This window comes from Streptomyces sp. NPDC004134, assembly GCF_042874195.1.
Lineage (GTDB): Bacteria > Actinomycetota > Actinomycetes > Streptomycetales > Streptomycetaceae > Streptomyces.
The window spans coordinates 47,692-60,441 of the sequence record NZ_JBIAMS010000010.1; the positions used below are offsets into that span (position 1 = coordinate 47,692).

Below are 12,750 nucleotides of genomic sequence, written 5' to 3' on the forward strand. Positions count from 1 at the left end.
GCATCGCCGGCGAAGGGGAAACGATCATGCGGCGGCTGGGGGATCTCGAAGCGGAGATCATGGACCGGCTGTGGAAGTGGGAGCGTCCCGCCACCGTCCGCGAGGTCGTCGACGACATCAACAACGACCGCGAGCTGGCCTACACGACGGTCATGACCGTCGCCAACATCCTGTACCAGAAGGGCTGGCTGGTCCGTACGAAACAGGGCCGGGCCTGGCTCTACACCCCCGTCCGCAGCCGGGAGGCGTACTCCGCCGCGCTGATGGAGGACGCCCTCGGCGCCAGCGAGGACCGGTCCGCCGCCCTCGCCCACTTCGTCGAGGGCATGACCGACGACGAGGTCGCCGCCCTGCGCAAGGCGCTGCGCGACAGCGACGCCGGCCGCCGCGGCGAGAGCCGGGGCCCGGGGTGAGCGAGGCCCTGCCCGTCCTGGGGTACGCGGCCGTGCTGGGCGTCGTCGCGCCGCGCCTCGTGCTGCGCGGCGCGTGGCCGCACCGGGCGCCGCGGCTCGCGGTCGCGGTGTGGCACGCGCTGGCGGTGGCGTTCACGCTCTCCGTGGCGCTGGCCGCGTACCACCTGGCGACGCCCACCGAGCATCTGCACGCCAGCTTCGTCGGCTTCCTGCACTCCTGCGGCCTGGGCCTGGACCGGGGCGTCGACCTCGGCCTCGGCACCGGGCGGCCCGACCCGGGCATGGCGAGCCGGCTGGCGGGTGCGCTGCCGGCCGCCGTCGCCGGGGCGGTGGCGGTGAGCGTCGGCGTGCACGCGCTGCGGGCGCGGCGGGTACGGGCCCGGCACCGCGCCGTGCTCGACATGGTCGGCCGCCGGTCTGCCGCGCTGGGCGCCACCGTGGTGGCGCACGGCACGCCCGTCGCGTACTGCCTGCCGGGCCGCCGCGCGCGCGTCGTCGTCAGCGAGGGCGCGCTGCGGCTGCTGTCGGCCGCGCAGGTCGACGCCGTCCTGGAGCACGAGCGGGCGCACGTCGCCGGCCGGCACCACCTGCCGCGGGCGGCGGCGGACGGCTTCGCCGCCGTGTTCCGCGGGCTGCCGCTGGCGCGGCACGTACGGCGGCAGACGGCGCTGCTGCTGGAGATGGCCGCGGACGACCGCGCGCTGCGCCGGCACCCGGGCGGGGTGCTGGCCACGGCGATGTACGAGATGGCGGCGTGCCGCGCGCCGAGCGGGGCGTTCGCCGTCGGCGGCGGCACGGTGCCGGTGCGGCTGCGCCGGGTGCTGGGCCCGCGGCGGCGCGCGCACCCGGTGCTGCGGGGCGCGGTGGCGGCGGTCGCGCTGACGGCGCCGCTGGTGCCCCTGCTGGTGGCCTGCCCGCCCGCGCTGGTCTGACGGCCCGTACCCCCGGCTTGCCCGGGGTCGCTTGCCCGCGCTTCTACTAATCTACTAAGTTGCCTTTCGTTTCCTGTCGCCGCCGAGGATGAGGAGCAACTCCGCCATGGGAGCGCACCGCCGCCCGAAGTCCCCCGGCCGCGCCCGGATCACGACCCTCTCCTTCGCCGCCGGGGCCTTCACCCTGCTCTCGACGCAGAGCGGCCAGGCCGAGCCGAAGCCCACCGTCGAGGAAGTGCGCGCGGAGGTGGACGAGCTGTACGAGGAGGCCACGGGGCCCACCGAGGAGTACAACGCCGCCCGCGAGCGCCAGCGCGGGCTCCAGGAGGAGGCCGACAAGGCGCAGGACGAGGCGGCCCGCCAGCAGCAGGAGATCAACGAGCTACGGGACCGGATAGGCCCGCTCGCCGCCGAGCAGTACCGCAACGGCGGCATCGACCCCGGCGTGCAACTCGCCCTCTCCGCCGACCCGGACGAATACCTTCGGGAAGCCGAGCTGGTCGACCGCGTCGGCCACCGGCAGGCGTCGGCCCTCAGCGTGCTCCAGGACAAGCAGCGGGAGCTGGCGCAGCAGCGCAAGGAGACGTCGGCGAAGCTGCGCGAGGCGGAGGAGTTCCGTACGGCGGCGGCGGAGAAGAAGAACGAGGTCCAGGCGAAGCTGACGGAGGCGCGCCAACTCCTCAACTCCCTGACCGCCGAGGAACGCGCCCGCCTCGACGCCGCCGAGGAGCGCGACGCGGCCGAGGCCGGCACGAGCGACGCGGCGGACAGCTACGACGGCCCAGCGAGCGGCCGCGCGAAGGCGGCCCTGGACTTCGCGTACGCCCAGCTCGGCAAGCCCTACGAGTGGGGCTCCACCGGCCCCGACTCCTTCGACTGCTCCGGCCTGACGGGCTCGGCGTGGAGCGCGGCGGGGGTCTCGCTGCCCCGTACGGTCAAGCAGCAGTACGACGCGGGCCGGAAGGTCAGCCGGGCGGACATGCAGCCCGGCGACATCATCTACTGGTACAACGACACGCAGCACAACGGCATGTACGTCGGCGACGGCAAGGCGATCCACGCGCCCCGCACCGGCAAGAACGTCGAGATCGTCCCGGTCGACAGCATGCCCTTCTACGCCGCCAGCCGCCCCTGACCGACCGCCGCGTCAGGCCGCCAGCCGGCCGATGCCGGGGAGGAAGCGGCCGGCGCGGGCGGTGTACGCGGCGTAGGCGTCGCCGTGGACCGTCGTCAGGTACGGCTCCTCCACGACCCGTACCTGCAACTGGATCGCGACGACCAGCGCGGCGAGGGCCGCGAGGGAGACCGCCTGCGGGAGGACGAGCGCGAGGCCGGTGGCGGCGGCGGTCATGGCGGTGAAGACGGGGTTGCGTACGTGGGCGAAGAGTCCCGCGGTGACCAACTCGGTGCGCTCACCGGCGGCGACGCCCACGCGCCAGGAGGCGCCCATGTGCGTCTGCGCGACGAAGGTGGCGCCCATCGCGGCGAGCGTGACGGCGAGCCCGCCCCACTGCAGCGCGGGATGCTCTGCGGTCGGCAGCCCGGCGAGCGTCGCGACCGGCGCGGCGGCGCCGCCGAGCAGCGCGAGGACGAAGAGCACCCCGGCCCACCAGGCGGCCTCACCGGGCCGCCCGGAGATTCCCCGGAACCCGGCATCCCCGGTCCGCCGCCGCTGCACGGCCCCCCGCACCCCGAACGCGGCGACACCCCAGGCCACATACAGTCCGAGCGCCGCCCAAGCCCACCCGCTCATGAAGGTCCTCCTCGATCGGCGCCGCAGCAGTCGCATGCGGCGGTGGTGTCGGGGCTGCCGGCGGCGCCGACGGCCCCCGGGACGGCGCAGCAGGCTTCGCCCCGCCAGGCGTTACGGCCCTCGCGTACGGCGATGACGGCGATGACCAGGGCCGCGACCGGGTCGGCGAAGGCCCAGCCGACGGTCGCGTTGAGGACGAGCCCGAGCAGCAGGACGGCCGACAGGTACGTGCACAGCAGGGTCTGCTTGGAGTCGGCCACGGCGCTGGCGGAGCCGAGTTCGCGGCCGGCGCGGCGCTGGGCGGCGGACAGGAACGGCATGATCGCCAGCGACAGCGCGGCCAGCACGATGCCGGGCACGGACGGCTCCGCCTCGGCGCCGCCGGCCAGCGCCCGTACGGCGTCGACGGCGACGTACGCGGCGAGGGCGAAGAACGACACCGCGATGATCCGCAGCGTCGGCCCCTCCCGGGCCTGCCGGGCGGCGGGGTCGGCGGCGGAGAACTGCCAGGCGAGGGCGGCGGCGGAGGAGACCTCGACGACGGAGTCCAGCCCGAAGCCGATCAGCGCGGTGGAGGAGGCGAGGGCCCCGGCGGTGAGCGCGGCGGCGGCCTCGACGACGTTGTACGCGATCGTCGCCGCGACCAGCAGCCGTATCCGGCGGGTGAGCAGGGCCGCCCGGCTCGGGCCGGGACCGATGCTGAGGCCCGCGGCCATGGTCAGCAGCACCCTTCGGCGTCGGCGTCCGGGCAGGTCGGGTCCGTCGCCACGGCGACGACGGCGGCGCGCAGGTCGTCCAGGGCGTGGCCGAGCCGGGCGTCGGCGAGTTCGTACCGCACCCGCCGCCCGTCGGGCACGGCGACGACGAGCCCGCAGTCGCGCAGGCAGGCGAGGTGGTTGGAGAGCCGGGGCCTGGAGACGCCGAGCGCCTCGGCCAGCTCGGCGGGATAACCGGGCCCTTCGCGCAGGGCGAGCAGGACCCGGCACCGGATGGGGTCGGCAAGCGCCCGCCCGAAGCGGGCCAGCACGTCGATGTCAGCGGTGGTGGTCAGCACCCCGGAAACGATACACAGATCCCTGAATTCAGGAAAGAGTGAATCGACTGCCCCGCCTCGCCCCGTCCCGCCTCCCTCGTCGCCGGCCGCGCCCGGCGCGACGCCCGGCGTGACCGGACCCGCGTCGCGCGCCTCCCGGCCCGGCCGGCGTCCGCCGGCCGGGCCCCGCGACCCCTCGCGCGGCGGCTTCGGGCCGTATGGGGCACGGGAGTTGGGTGTCGCTCTTGGTGCGGCATGGAGTGTCCGCGGGCTCCGGGTGCGCGTGCTGACGAACCATCAGATGCGCCCTGGGCGGACGGGTGTGGGCCATTGGCTCACCGTGAGTCGACAAAACTCCTTGGGCATTGCGTGCCTGTCCCGGATGGATAATTCCGGCTCCCCTTTTCGGGCCGTATCCCGGCCGGCGGGCTTTCACCGGTCGTAACGCAGTCGGGGGTGCGGGAAGCGATGTCCGTGTCCGCAGGCCGTGCGCCCGCAGGGTGGGAGCGGGCCCTCCTTTGCACAAGTGCACCGAGTCTGCTGAGTGTGCGCACTTGTACGCTCCGGCGTCGAGCGGTTCGCCCTCGCAGCCTTTCACAGAGGTGAATCCCGGCATACTGCACTAAAGCGGACGGGTGGTGCCGTACGGCATCGGTCACTCTCAGTGCGCTTGGCGGCGCCCCGATCCGGATGTCAAAAGCCCCGGCTGCGGGGAATGTTGCCTCTGTGCAGGCGCCGGTGGTGCTGTACTTGCATGCGGTGGTGTTAAATAGGGAGTCGGTCTGAGCCTTGGTGGGTCCAGACCTCTTCCCGGAGGCTCCAGGGTGGTTCCCTGGAGCCTCCGGTGCGTTGCGCGAACCCCCTGCGTATTCTCCCGCCGCGTTTACCTGCCGGAAATCCCGTGAGTCCACTCCAGGCAATTGAGGAAACCTCGTTTCGCGGGAAAGGCCGTCGAGTTCCGTGCCTGGTGGCACCCGGTGCAGGCCCCTCTGAGTGGAATTTCAATCCCCACCGGTGGGGATTCCTGGGGGAGGCTGCGGAAACGATCGGGCATAGCTGGGATCTGCCATGCCGTGGGGGTAAAGTAAGTGCCTCGCTTGTCGCCGTGCCGCAGCCGGACTCACCATCCGGACAGGTGCGGGGAGAGGTGCTGGACCCACCGATTTCCCGTTCCGTACAGAAGGAGGCTCGGACCTTGGACCGCGCCGTCCCCGACGGCGTCGCAGCGCAGGCCACCCGTGTTCCGCGGGCGCGCTGTCGTGCTGCGCTGCCGCCCCACCCCCCGCCTCACCCCGCCGCGGCCGGCGATCGCGTCGGCGCGCCCGCCCGACCGGGGGGCCAGGGGTAGAGATGGGTTCGCTTCCGTCGCATGGCGACGGCTTCCACCCCGCCGAGGTGCTCGCAGGCCGGCAGCCCATGCCCACGGGCAGCTTCCTGTTCCACCTCCCGCGCGCCATCTGGCCGTTGCTGGTGCAGGCGTGGGGCCCGGACGTCTGTGACTTCCAGGCCGGCGAGAAGCTGCCGCTCGGCCAGGACGACCGCGACTGCTTCATCGTGCTGGACGGCTGCGTCGTCCAGAAGCGCCACCCGATGGGCCGAAGCCGGGACCTGATCTCCCGGTTCCGCGGTGTCGGCCAGTTCCTGGGCGAGGCCAAGCTCATCGAGCCCTGGTCGCAGGTGACGACGATCTGCCTCGGCACCACGTGGGTGATGCCCTGCTCCGCGCAGCGGGTGAACGTCCTGCTCAAGCAGCACCCGGTGATGCAGCTCGCGCTCCTGCGCAGCCTGGAGGACCGCAACCGCGCGGACGAGAAGGTCTATTCCATGACCCGGAGGTGCCCTCTCGCCCGTGTGACCACGCTGCTGGTGCACCTGGCCCACACCGCCGGGACCAGGGATCCCCTCGATCCCGACCGGATCACGATCAAGGGGCTGCGGCAGAGCGACATCTCCGATGCCCTCGCACTCAGCAGGTCCACCGTCGAGAACGCGCTGCGCCACCTGCGGACCGCCGAGCAGGCGGTCGACAGCGGGTACCGGGAGCTGGTGGTGGCCGACCTGAACGTCCTGGAGCGTCTCGCCGTCACGACGTAGCTCCACCTGTACCGACCCGCCGACCGCCCCGCGGGTGACTGCTCTCCACCCCCACTCGTGCGGTTCCGGTGCCACCGGAGCCGGGCCGCGCGCATCGACGAACGGAAGCTCGATGAACCTCCCCACCACCGTGGCGATCTGCAGCAGCAGCGGCCTCTTCGCCGCCGCCGTCGTCACCGTGCGCCACAACCGCCGGGTCTTCGCCTGGAACAGGAGGAACCGCATCACGGACGACGCCGCCAAGGAACTGGACGATGTCGACCGATACCTCAAGGACATCCACGAACTGCTGTGCAAGTTCGCCCAGAAGCCCAGCACGGCCGCCGATCTGGACTCCCTGCGCACACTGCGTCACGTGATCGAAGACTACGCCGGCCGGCCCGGCGTGCTGCGCACCGAGCTGCAGGACATCGTGGACCGCTGCGACGCCTATCTCGGCACCGCGCTCAAGTCGCCCGTGTCCGGGTCCAGGACGTACCTGATGGTGGCCGCCATGGAGCAGGAGCAGGCCCGCACCCGGCTCGCGGTGTCCGTGAGCAGCGCCCAGCAGCGGGTCCGTACGCTCCGCAGGCCGTGACCCTGCCGAGGGGCGGAACGGGCGGAACGGCCGGACCGGGTGCCCGTGCGGCCCCGGAGTCAGATCACCAGTGACCCCGCCGTGAAGGCCGCGAGGACGCCGAGGGGGTGGAACGACGCGCGGTTGAAGACCGTCAGGGCCGTGGGGGCTTCGGGGTGGCGGAGGAGGTGGAGGGCGGGGAGGACGAGGGTGGGGATCGCGGTGAGGGCCGTTACGGCGAGGCCCACCGCGCCGTAGGACGGCCAGGCCGTCACGGCCAGGGCGCAGGCCGTCGCCGCCGTGAGCAGGAGCAGGGTCGCCGAGAGGCGGGCGGCGGCGCGGGGGCCGTAGACGATCGGGACCGTCTTGATGCCGAGCGGGGTGTCCTCGGCCACGTCGGCGAGGTCGTTGGGGATGTTGCGGCCGCCGATCTCCCACGCCGCCATCCACACCGCCAGCAGCCCGAGCCGCAGCGGGTCGACGGTGTCGGAGAAGGCGAACCAGCCCGCGCAGGCGCCGATCGCGACCATCGCGCCGCTGAGCAGGAACTTGTACGCCGTGACCGTGGCCAGCTTGCAGTACGCCGCCTCCAGCAGCGCCGCGCACCCGAACAGCACCGCGCACACCCAGCTCAGCGCGATCGCCACCGCCAGCGCGATCCCGCCCAGCAGCAGCACCCACGCGAGGCCCGCCGCGAAGCGCAGCCTGCCCTGTGCCAGCGGGTGCCGGCCGCCCGTGCTGTCGATGTCCGGGGCGGCGCGGGTGTGGGCCATCGCCGCGCTGCGGCGGTCGAGTCGGGCGTCGAAGAGGTCGTTCGCCGCGAAGACCGCGAAGAACGCCGCGGCGGTGGCGAAGACGGCGGCGGCCAGGCGGCCAGGCGCGGGGTGGTCGGTGGCCAGCAGCGCGCCGACCAGGGGCTGGGCGATGCTCAGCAGCGCCTGGTTGCCGCGCGAGAAGCCGTACAACGCCCGCGCCTGGACCGCAAGGCTCATGGAGTGGACTCCCTGGGTTCTCTCGACTCCGACGTGGACGCGTGCGGGGCGGGCAGGCCGGGGCCCGCGCCGACGTACCAGTGCGCGAACGCCGCCCCCGCGTCGCCCGGTTCTGCCAGCTCCCGCAGCCGCTCCAGCCGCCGTGCCAGCTCCCCCCTGCGGTCCACGGGGTGCTCACCCTGCGGGTGCAGGAGGTCCAGGAACCCGGCCGCGAGGTCCCGGGTCCGCAGCACCTCGGGGAGCCTGCGGGCCGTGTAGCCGGCCAGGTACGTCTCGTCGCCGTCCCGGTAGCGGCGGATCAGCGCGTCGGCCAGGTCGGCGGCGTCCGCGACGGCGAGGTTCATGCCCTTCGCCCCCGAGGGCGTCAGCACGTGCGCCGCGTCCCCCGCGAGGAACAGCCGCCCGTGCTGGAAACGCTGCCGCACGCTGCTGCGCATCCGCAGCACCCCCGTCTCCACGATGCCCCCCAGATGCGGCACCGCCGCACCCGCGCCCACCAGCCGGGTGCGCAGCCGCTCGTGCACGCGCGCGGCGGTCCAGCGCGCGGTGGCGTCCCCCGCGGGGATCTCCAGGTAGAGCCGGGCGATACGGGACGTCCGCGGCATGACGCCCGCGAAGCCGTCCTCGTGCACGGCGTACACCACGCCGGGCACCCCGCGGTCGACCTCCGCGAGGAGCGTGAGCCAGTCGTACGGGTAGCGCTCGTCCAGCTCGCCGCGCGGCGCGGTGTCCGGGGGCAGTGCCTGCGGGGTGATGCCGTTCGGGCCGTCGCAGCCGACGACGTAGTCGCAGTCGATGTCGAGACCCGCGCACTCCACCCGCGCGGGACCGGCGCCGTCGACGTGCACGCGGGTCGCCGGCAGGCCGAACTCCGGGGTGTGGCCCGCCGCACCGAGGTCGTCGATGAGGTCGCGGACCAGGAGCTGCTGCGGGTACACCCAGTGCCGTACGCCCCCGGACTGCGCGCCGTAGTCGAAGCGCAGCAGCTCGCCCGCGCACAGGAAGTCGCACCAGCCGTGCCGGGTGCCTTCGGCGAGCAGCCGGCCGGCGAGGCCGTGCGCGCGCAGGTACTCGACGACCCGGTGCTCCACCAGGCCCGCCCGCGCGCGCCGTTCGACCTCGGCGCGGGAGCGGCGCTCCACGACGGCGACGCCGACTCCGGCCCGTAAAAGGACGTTCGCCAGGACCAGGCCCGCCGGTCCCGCACCCACGACGGCGACCTGCGTACGCAACCGCCGCTGCCCCGCAGTCGCGTTCGCGCCGCTCATGCCGTCTCCCCCAGGTCAGCCGGTACGTGCGCGGGGTTGAACACCTCGTGCACCGCGGCCAGCACGTCGTCACCGGACCACAGCCGGTACGTACGGAACGCCGCCGCCCGCGGCTCCTCCGCCCGCGAGTCCGGCCGCGCCTCCGCACCCGACTCCCGCGACGCCGGCCGCGGTTCCGTACCCGGTTCCGCCCCCGGCTCCGGCGGCCACGGCGTGAGTCCGGCCCGTACGACGGTGCGCCCCAGCCGCGCGCCCGCCGCCCGCAGCGCGGGGCCCAGCGGTGCCGAGGCGTCCGTCAGGCAGCGCCGCAGCGCCGGGTCGCCGCCCGGGCCGGCCACGACCCGGTTCCACGACCACGTCCGGCCCCGGGCGTCGGTGAGCGTCGAGTGCCGTACGAGCACCTCGCCTTCCGTCCCCAGCAGCGCGACGACGCCGCGCGGGGCCAGCTCGGGGCGGACGACCCTGAGCGTCACGTCGCCGACCCGCATCGGCGTGCCCGCCCACGACTCCAGGAGCGTCGTGGTCAGGCCGTCGCTGCCGAGCAGCATCCGCGTCAGCGGGCTGCGGAACCGGCCGATGGCCGAGCGGGCGGCGTCGGTGCCGAAGGTGTCGAAGTTGTCGTCGTCGTGGGCTGCGGGCGGGAACTCGGTCCTCATCGGCATACCGTTGCGGCTCACTTTCGGGTCCGGAGACGGGTCGGGACGGCAGGAGCCGGGGCGTACGACGACCGCGTGGCGGTGGCGACGAGATACCCCGGCAGTGCGAACCGAGTGTGCACCCGCAGTGGCGCTCCGCACATCCCCGCAAGTGCCCGGACTGCGGCGGCGCCGTAGACCTTGCGCAGGCTGATCAGGCCGTCGTGCGCCTGGGCCGGGCCGCCGGTCAGGAACATGAGCGGCAACGAGGCCAGGCACAGCGGGTGCCGCCACCCGTCCACGAGCAGCAGCGTCCGCGCCACCCGCGTGCCCTCCCGCAGCAGCGCCAGCACCCCGGCGGGCGGCAGGTGGTGCAGCGACATCGCCATCACCGCCACGTCGTACGCGCCCGCCGGGGCGTCGATCGCCGTCGCGTCGACCACCGCGCAGCGCGCCCGCGGATGCCGGCCCAGCGGTCCGGCGCGCAGTTCCTCCACGATGCGCGGGTTGACGTCGCTGGCGGTGACGCGGGCGGTGGGGTGGGCGCGGAGGATGCCGTACGCGAGCCGCCCGCAGCCGGCGCCGAGTTCGAGGACGCGGGGGTGCGGGGCGGGGCCGAACTCGGCGGCGGTGAGGCGGGCGCAGGTGCGGTAGCCGAGGGTGAGGCGCTGGAACCGGTCGAGCCCGCGGAGGACGCGGCGGGTGGTGGCGGGGTTGCCGGGGCGGTCGATGTACTCGGCTCTGTCCGTCTCGTAGAGCCGGTCCCAGCGGGCGGCGGCGGGGCCGCCGCGGGGCATGGCGAGGGCGGTGGCAGGGTCGGGGGGCGGTGCGTTCACGGCTGGTCACCGCCGGGGCGGTGGCCGTTTGCCGTGCCCGCGGCCTCGTGTCCTTCCGCCGTGCCCGCGGCCCCGTGGCCGTATGCCTCGCCCGCCGATTCGTGGCCGTTCGCCTCGCCCCACGGCTCGTGACCGTTTGCCGTGCCCGGCGCCCCGTTGCCCGACGCCGCGCCCGCCGTACCGCTGCCCGGCCCCGCTCCCGCCGCCCCAGTGCCCGGCCCCGCGCCCGCCGTACCGCTGCCGTACGCCGCGCCCGCCACCTCGTCCGCCAGCCACGCCAGCCGGTCGCGGTCCGGGCCCGCGGGCACCGGCCCGAGCGCGTCCCGGCAGCGGTCGACGTACGCGCGCGCCATGCTCTGCGCCGCGTCCAGCGCGCCGGTGCCGTGGGCGAGCCGGGAGAGCTGCCGCTGGCGGGCGCGTTCGTCGGTGGTGCCGTCGACCAGTTCGACGAGGGCGGCCCGTTCGGCGCGGCCGCCGAGGCGGTGGGCGAGGAGTACGGGCAGTGCGGGGCGGCGGTTGCGGAGGTCGCTGCACACGGGCTTCCCGGCGCGCAGCCCGCCGTCTCCGTCCCCGTCGCCGTCCTCGTCCCCGTCGTCGCCGGCATCGCCGTCGGCCACGTACGGCAGCAGGTCGTCCCGGATCTGGAACGCGATCCCCATCGCCTCCCCGTACGCCGCCAGCGCCCGCGTCTCCTCCGCGCTGCCGCCACCCAGCAGCGCCCCCACGTGGCACGCCGAGTAGAACAGCGACGCGCTCTTCAGCCGCGCCATCTCCACGTACGCGGCGATGCCCCCGTCCGCCGCCGCGGTCACCTCGCTCAGGCTGCCGCTGAGCGCGACCTCCTGCGCGACGCCCCGCGCGGTCTGCTGCCCGGCGGCGCCCAGCACCTCGACGGCGTCGAGCACGCGGCCCGCGGGCACGCCGGCCTGCCGGCAGGCGCCGACCTGCTGGAAGAGGGCGAAGAAGAGCGAGTCGGCGGCCAGTACCCCGTGCGCGAGCCCGAACTCGCGGTGCGCCGCGGTCTTGCCGCGGCGCAACTCGTCGCCGTCGATGATGTCGTCGTGGACGAGGGTCGCGACGTGGGCGAGTTCGATGCCCACGGCCGCGGGCAGCACCGCGTCGTACGAGCCGCCGACGGCACCGGCGGCGGCGAGGAGGGTGATCGGCCGCAGCAGCTTCCCGGGCGGGCAGAGCGCCCAGCGCTGCGCGGTGGCCAGGTGGTCGGAGTCGTCGGCGCCGGAGCCGGAGCGGTCCAGCCAGGCGGCGATGCCGCCGTCGACGGCGTGACGCAACTCGGCGAGCGGAAAGCACGCCGGGCCGGCGTCGGTGCGCTGCATGAGGACAAGCCGCCTTCCCGGGGGCAGGGTGCGTAGGCGCCCGTTTGGCTGGTAACGACGGCGTGAAAGCCCAGGGCACTGAGGATCACCCCACTGGGGGGCTCCCTCACCGCCACGCGGCCCACGACCGGGGGAAATACACGCCGCGAGGACCCGTCGGTACGGCGTACGGGACACGCCGCGGCACGGCTTCCGGCGGGCTACTGACGCGCCGGTAACAAACATGGCGCAATAGTGATGCCCATGACAAAAACGTGGCGTCACCGGTCTTGCCCTCGCGGGGTGGGGCTGCCTCAATGCCTAGGTATCCGGGGTGGCCTAGCCACCCCGACCCCCCACCAGGAAGAGGCACTCCATGAAGAACGCACGCACCGCCCTGGGCGTCGGTGCCGCGGTCGCCGGCGCGCTGTTACTCGCGGCGCCGAGCGCGCTGGCGGTGGAGCCGCAGACCGCCACCATCGGGTTCGACTGCGGGAGTTGGGGCGCCGGCGAGGCGACGCTCGAAGCCACGCAGGACGGCACCGCCGCGACCATCACCATCACCACCGACGCCATCACCGCCCCGATCCCGATCGGCGCGAACTCCGCGTCCTCGACGCTCACGCTCACCCGGAACGGCACCGACACGGTCGAGTTCTCCGGCAGTTCCAACCCGGCCATCCCGGCCGGCGCCCCGGCCGACACGGGCCCGCTCGACGGCACGGTCGCCTCCGGCGACTCGCTGGAGGCCACGTCCCTGACCGTCTCGGTCCTCGGTATCACGGCCACGTGCGAGGCTACGACCCCGCAGAGCCCGGGCCCGTTCGTCTTCGAGTGACGGACCCGCACGAACGCACCACCGGTGGCCGGGCATCCGCCCGGTCACCGGCTCGTCTCCGCCCCCGGTGAAGACACGGTCCGG

General features: G+C 74.4%; 14 protein-coding genes. 6 read left to right on the forward strand and 8 right to left on the reverse strand.

Annotated elements, in window-relative coordinates:
- Positions 1-26: 26 nt before the first annotated feature.
- The 3 genes from ACFYVJ_RS15165 (at position 27) to ACFYVJ_RS15175 (ending at position 2,480) form a co-directional block, all read left to right on the forward strand.
- Positions 27-413, forward strand: a complete 387-nt coding sequence (locus ACFYVJ_RS15165; protein ID WP_388891012.1) for a BlaI/MecI/CopY family transcriptional regulator — start codon at positions 27-29, stop codon at positions 411-413.
- Positions 410-1,345 (forward strand): M56 family metallopeptidase, encoded by a 936-nt coding sequence (locus ACFYVJ_RS15170; protein ID WP_388891015.1) that lies wholly within the window; start codon positions 410-412, stop codon positions 1,343-1,345. Before ACFYVJ_RS15165 ends, ACFYVJ_RS15170 begins: the two co-directional genes overlap by 4 nt.
- 106 nt (positions 1,346-1,451) lie before the next feature.
- Positions 1,452-2,480, forward strand: a complete 1,029-nt coding sequence (locus ACFYVJ_RS15175; protein WP_388891018.1) for an NlpC/P60 family protein — start codon at positions 1,452-1,454, stop codon at positions 2,478-2,480.
- 12 nt (positions 2,481-2,492) lie between these two features.
- Here the strand turns inward: ACFYVJ_RS15175 and ACFYVJ_RS15180 are convergent, their stop codons facing one another.
- From ACFYVJ_RS15180 to ACFYVJ_RS15190, 3 genes are read right to left on the reverse strand one after another with little or no spacing between them, the layout of a single operon-like run.
- The gene (locus ACFYVJ_RS15180) at positions 2,493-3,098 is read right to left on the reverse strand and encodes a methyltransferase family protein (protein ID WP_388891021.1); all 606 of its coding nucleotides are present in this window, start codon (positions 3,096-3,098) and stop codon (positions 2,493-2,495) included.
- Positions 3,095-3,814, reverse strand: a complete 720-nt coding sequence (locus ACFYVJ_RS15185; RefSeq protein WP_388891024.1) for a cation transporter — start codon at positions 3,812-3,814, stop codon at positions 3,095-3,097. Before ACFYVJ_RS15185 ends, ACFYVJ_RS15180 begins: the two co-directional genes overlap by 4 nt.
- Before the next feature lie 2 nt (positions 3,815-3,816).
- Positions 3,817-4,152 carry an ArsR/SmtB family transcription factor gene (locus ACFYVJ_RS15190; RefSeq protein WP_388891028.1) on the reverse strand — a complete coding sequence of 112 codons (336 nt, stop codon included), beginning with the start codon at positions 4,150-4,152 and terminating at the stop codon, positions 3,817-3,819.
- Positions 4,153-5,481: 1,329 nt separating this feature from the next.
- Here ACFYVJ_RS15190 and ACFYVJ_RS15195 point away from each other — a divergent pair.
- Entirely contained in the window at positions 5,482-6,225 is a 744-nt protein-coding gene (locus ACFYVJ_RS15195; protein WP_388891031.1) for a Crp/Fnr family transcriptional regulator, read from the forward strand.
- Between the two features lie 112 nt (positions 6,226-6,337).
- Positions 6,338-6,802 (forward strand): hypothetical protein, encoded by a 465-nt coding sequence (locus tag ACFYVJ_RS15200; protein ID WP_388891034.1) that lies wholly within the window; start codon positions 6,338-6,340, stop codon positions 6,800-6,802.
- Positions 6,803-6,861: 59 nt separating this feature from the next.
- Here ACFYVJ_RS15200 and ACFYVJ_RS15205 read toward each other — a convergent pair whose 3' ends face one another.
- From ACFYVJ_RS15205 to ACFYVJ_RS15225, 5 genes are read right to left on the reverse strand one after another with little or no spacing between them, the layout of a single operon-like run.
- Positions 6,862-7,773, reverse strand: a complete 912-nt coding sequence (locus tag ACFYVJ_RS15205; RefSeq protein ID WP_388891037.1) for a UbiA family prenyltransferase — start codon at positions 7,771-7,773, stop codon at positions 6,862-6,864.
- A complete protein-coding gene (locus ACFYVJ_RS15210; protein WP_388891039.1) occupies positions 7,770-9,041 on the reverse strand; it encodes an FAD-dependent monooxygenase in 1,272 nt (423 codons plus the stop codon). The genes ACFYVJ_RS15205 and ACFYVJ_RS15210 overlap by 4 nt, the downstream gene beginning before the upstream one ends.
- Positions 9,038-9,697 (reverse strand): hypothetical protein, encoded by a 660-nt coding sequence (locus tag ACFYVJ_RS15215; protein ID WP_388891042.1) that lies wholly within the window; start codon positions 9,695-9,697, stop codon positions 9,038-9,040. Before ACFYVJ_RS15215 ends, ACFYVJ_RS15210 begins: the two co-directional genes overlap by 4 nt.
- A gap of 17 nt (positions 9,698-9,714) precedes the next feature.
- A complete protein-coding gene (locus ACFYVJ_RS15220; RefSeq protein ID WP_388891045.1) occupies positions 9,715-10,512 on the reverse strand; it encodes a class I SAM-dependent methyltransferase in 798 nt (265 codons plus the stop codon).
- A complete protein-coding gene (locus ACFYVJ_RS15225) occupies positions 10,509-11,849 on the reverse strand; it encodes a polyprenyl synthetase family protein (RefSeq protein WP_388891048.1) in 1,341 nt (446 codons plus the stop codon). Before ACFYVJ_RS15225 ends, ACFYVJ_RS15220 begins: the two co-directional genes overlap by 4 nt.
- Before the next feature lie 355 nt (positions 11,850-12,204).
- On the opposite strand from ACFYVJ_RS15225, the gene ACFYVJ_RS15230 reads away from it, so the two are divergent.
- Entirely contained in the window at positions 12,205-12,666 is a 462-nt protein-coding gene (locus ACFYVJ_RS15230) for a hypothetical protein (RefSeq protein ID WP_388891051.1), read from the forward strand.
- Positions 12,667-12,750 lie beyond the last annotated feature (84 nt).

Coding starts and splice junctions, on each gene's coding strand:
- ACFYVJ_RS15165 (WP_388891012.1), top strand. CDS start 27: ATGCGGCGGCTGGGGGATCTCGAAGCGGAGATCATGGACCGGCTGTGG.
- ACFYVJ_RS15175 (WP_388891018.1), top strand. CDS start 1,452: ATGGGAGCGCACCGCCGCCCGAAGTCCCCCGGCCGCGCCCGGATCACG.
- ACFYVJ_RS15180 (WP_388891021.1), bottom strand. CDS start 3,098: ATGAGCGGGTGGGCTTGGGCGGCGCTCGGACTGTATGTGGCCTGGGGT.
- ACFYVJ_RS15185 (WP_388891024.1), bottom strand. CDS start 3,814: ATGGCCGCGGGCCTCAGCATCGGTCCCGGCCCGAGCCGGGCGGCCCTG.
- ACFYVJ_RS15195 (WP_388891031.1), top strand. CDS start 5,482: ATGGGTTCGCTTCCGTCGCATGGCGACGGCTTCCACCCCGCCGAGGTG.
- ACFYVJ_RS15200 (WP_388891034.1), top strand. CDS start 6,338: ATGAACCTCCCCACCACCGTGGCGATCTGCAGCAGCAGCGGCCTCTTC.
- ACFYVJ_RS15205 (WP_388891037.1), bottom strand. CDS start 7,773: ATGAGCCTTGCGGTCCAGGCGCGGGCGTTGTACGGCTTCTCGCGCGGC.
- ACFYVJ_RS15210 (WP_388891039.1), bottom strand. CDS start 9,041: ATGAGCGGCGCGAACGCGACTGCGGGGCAGCGGCGGTTGCGTACGCAG.
- ACFYVJ_RS15215 (WP_388891042.1), bottom strand. CDS start 9,697: ATGAGGACCGAGTTCCCGCCCGCAGCCCACGACGACGACAACTTCGAC.
- ACFYVJ_RS15225 (WP_388891048.1), bottom strand. CDS start 11,849: ATGCAGCGCACCGACGCCGGCCCGGCGTGCTTTCCGCTCGCCGAGTTG.
- ACFYVJ_RS15230 (WP_388891051.1), top strand. CDS start 12,205: ATGAAGAACGCACGCACCGCCCTGGGCGTCGGTGCCGCGGTCGCCGGC.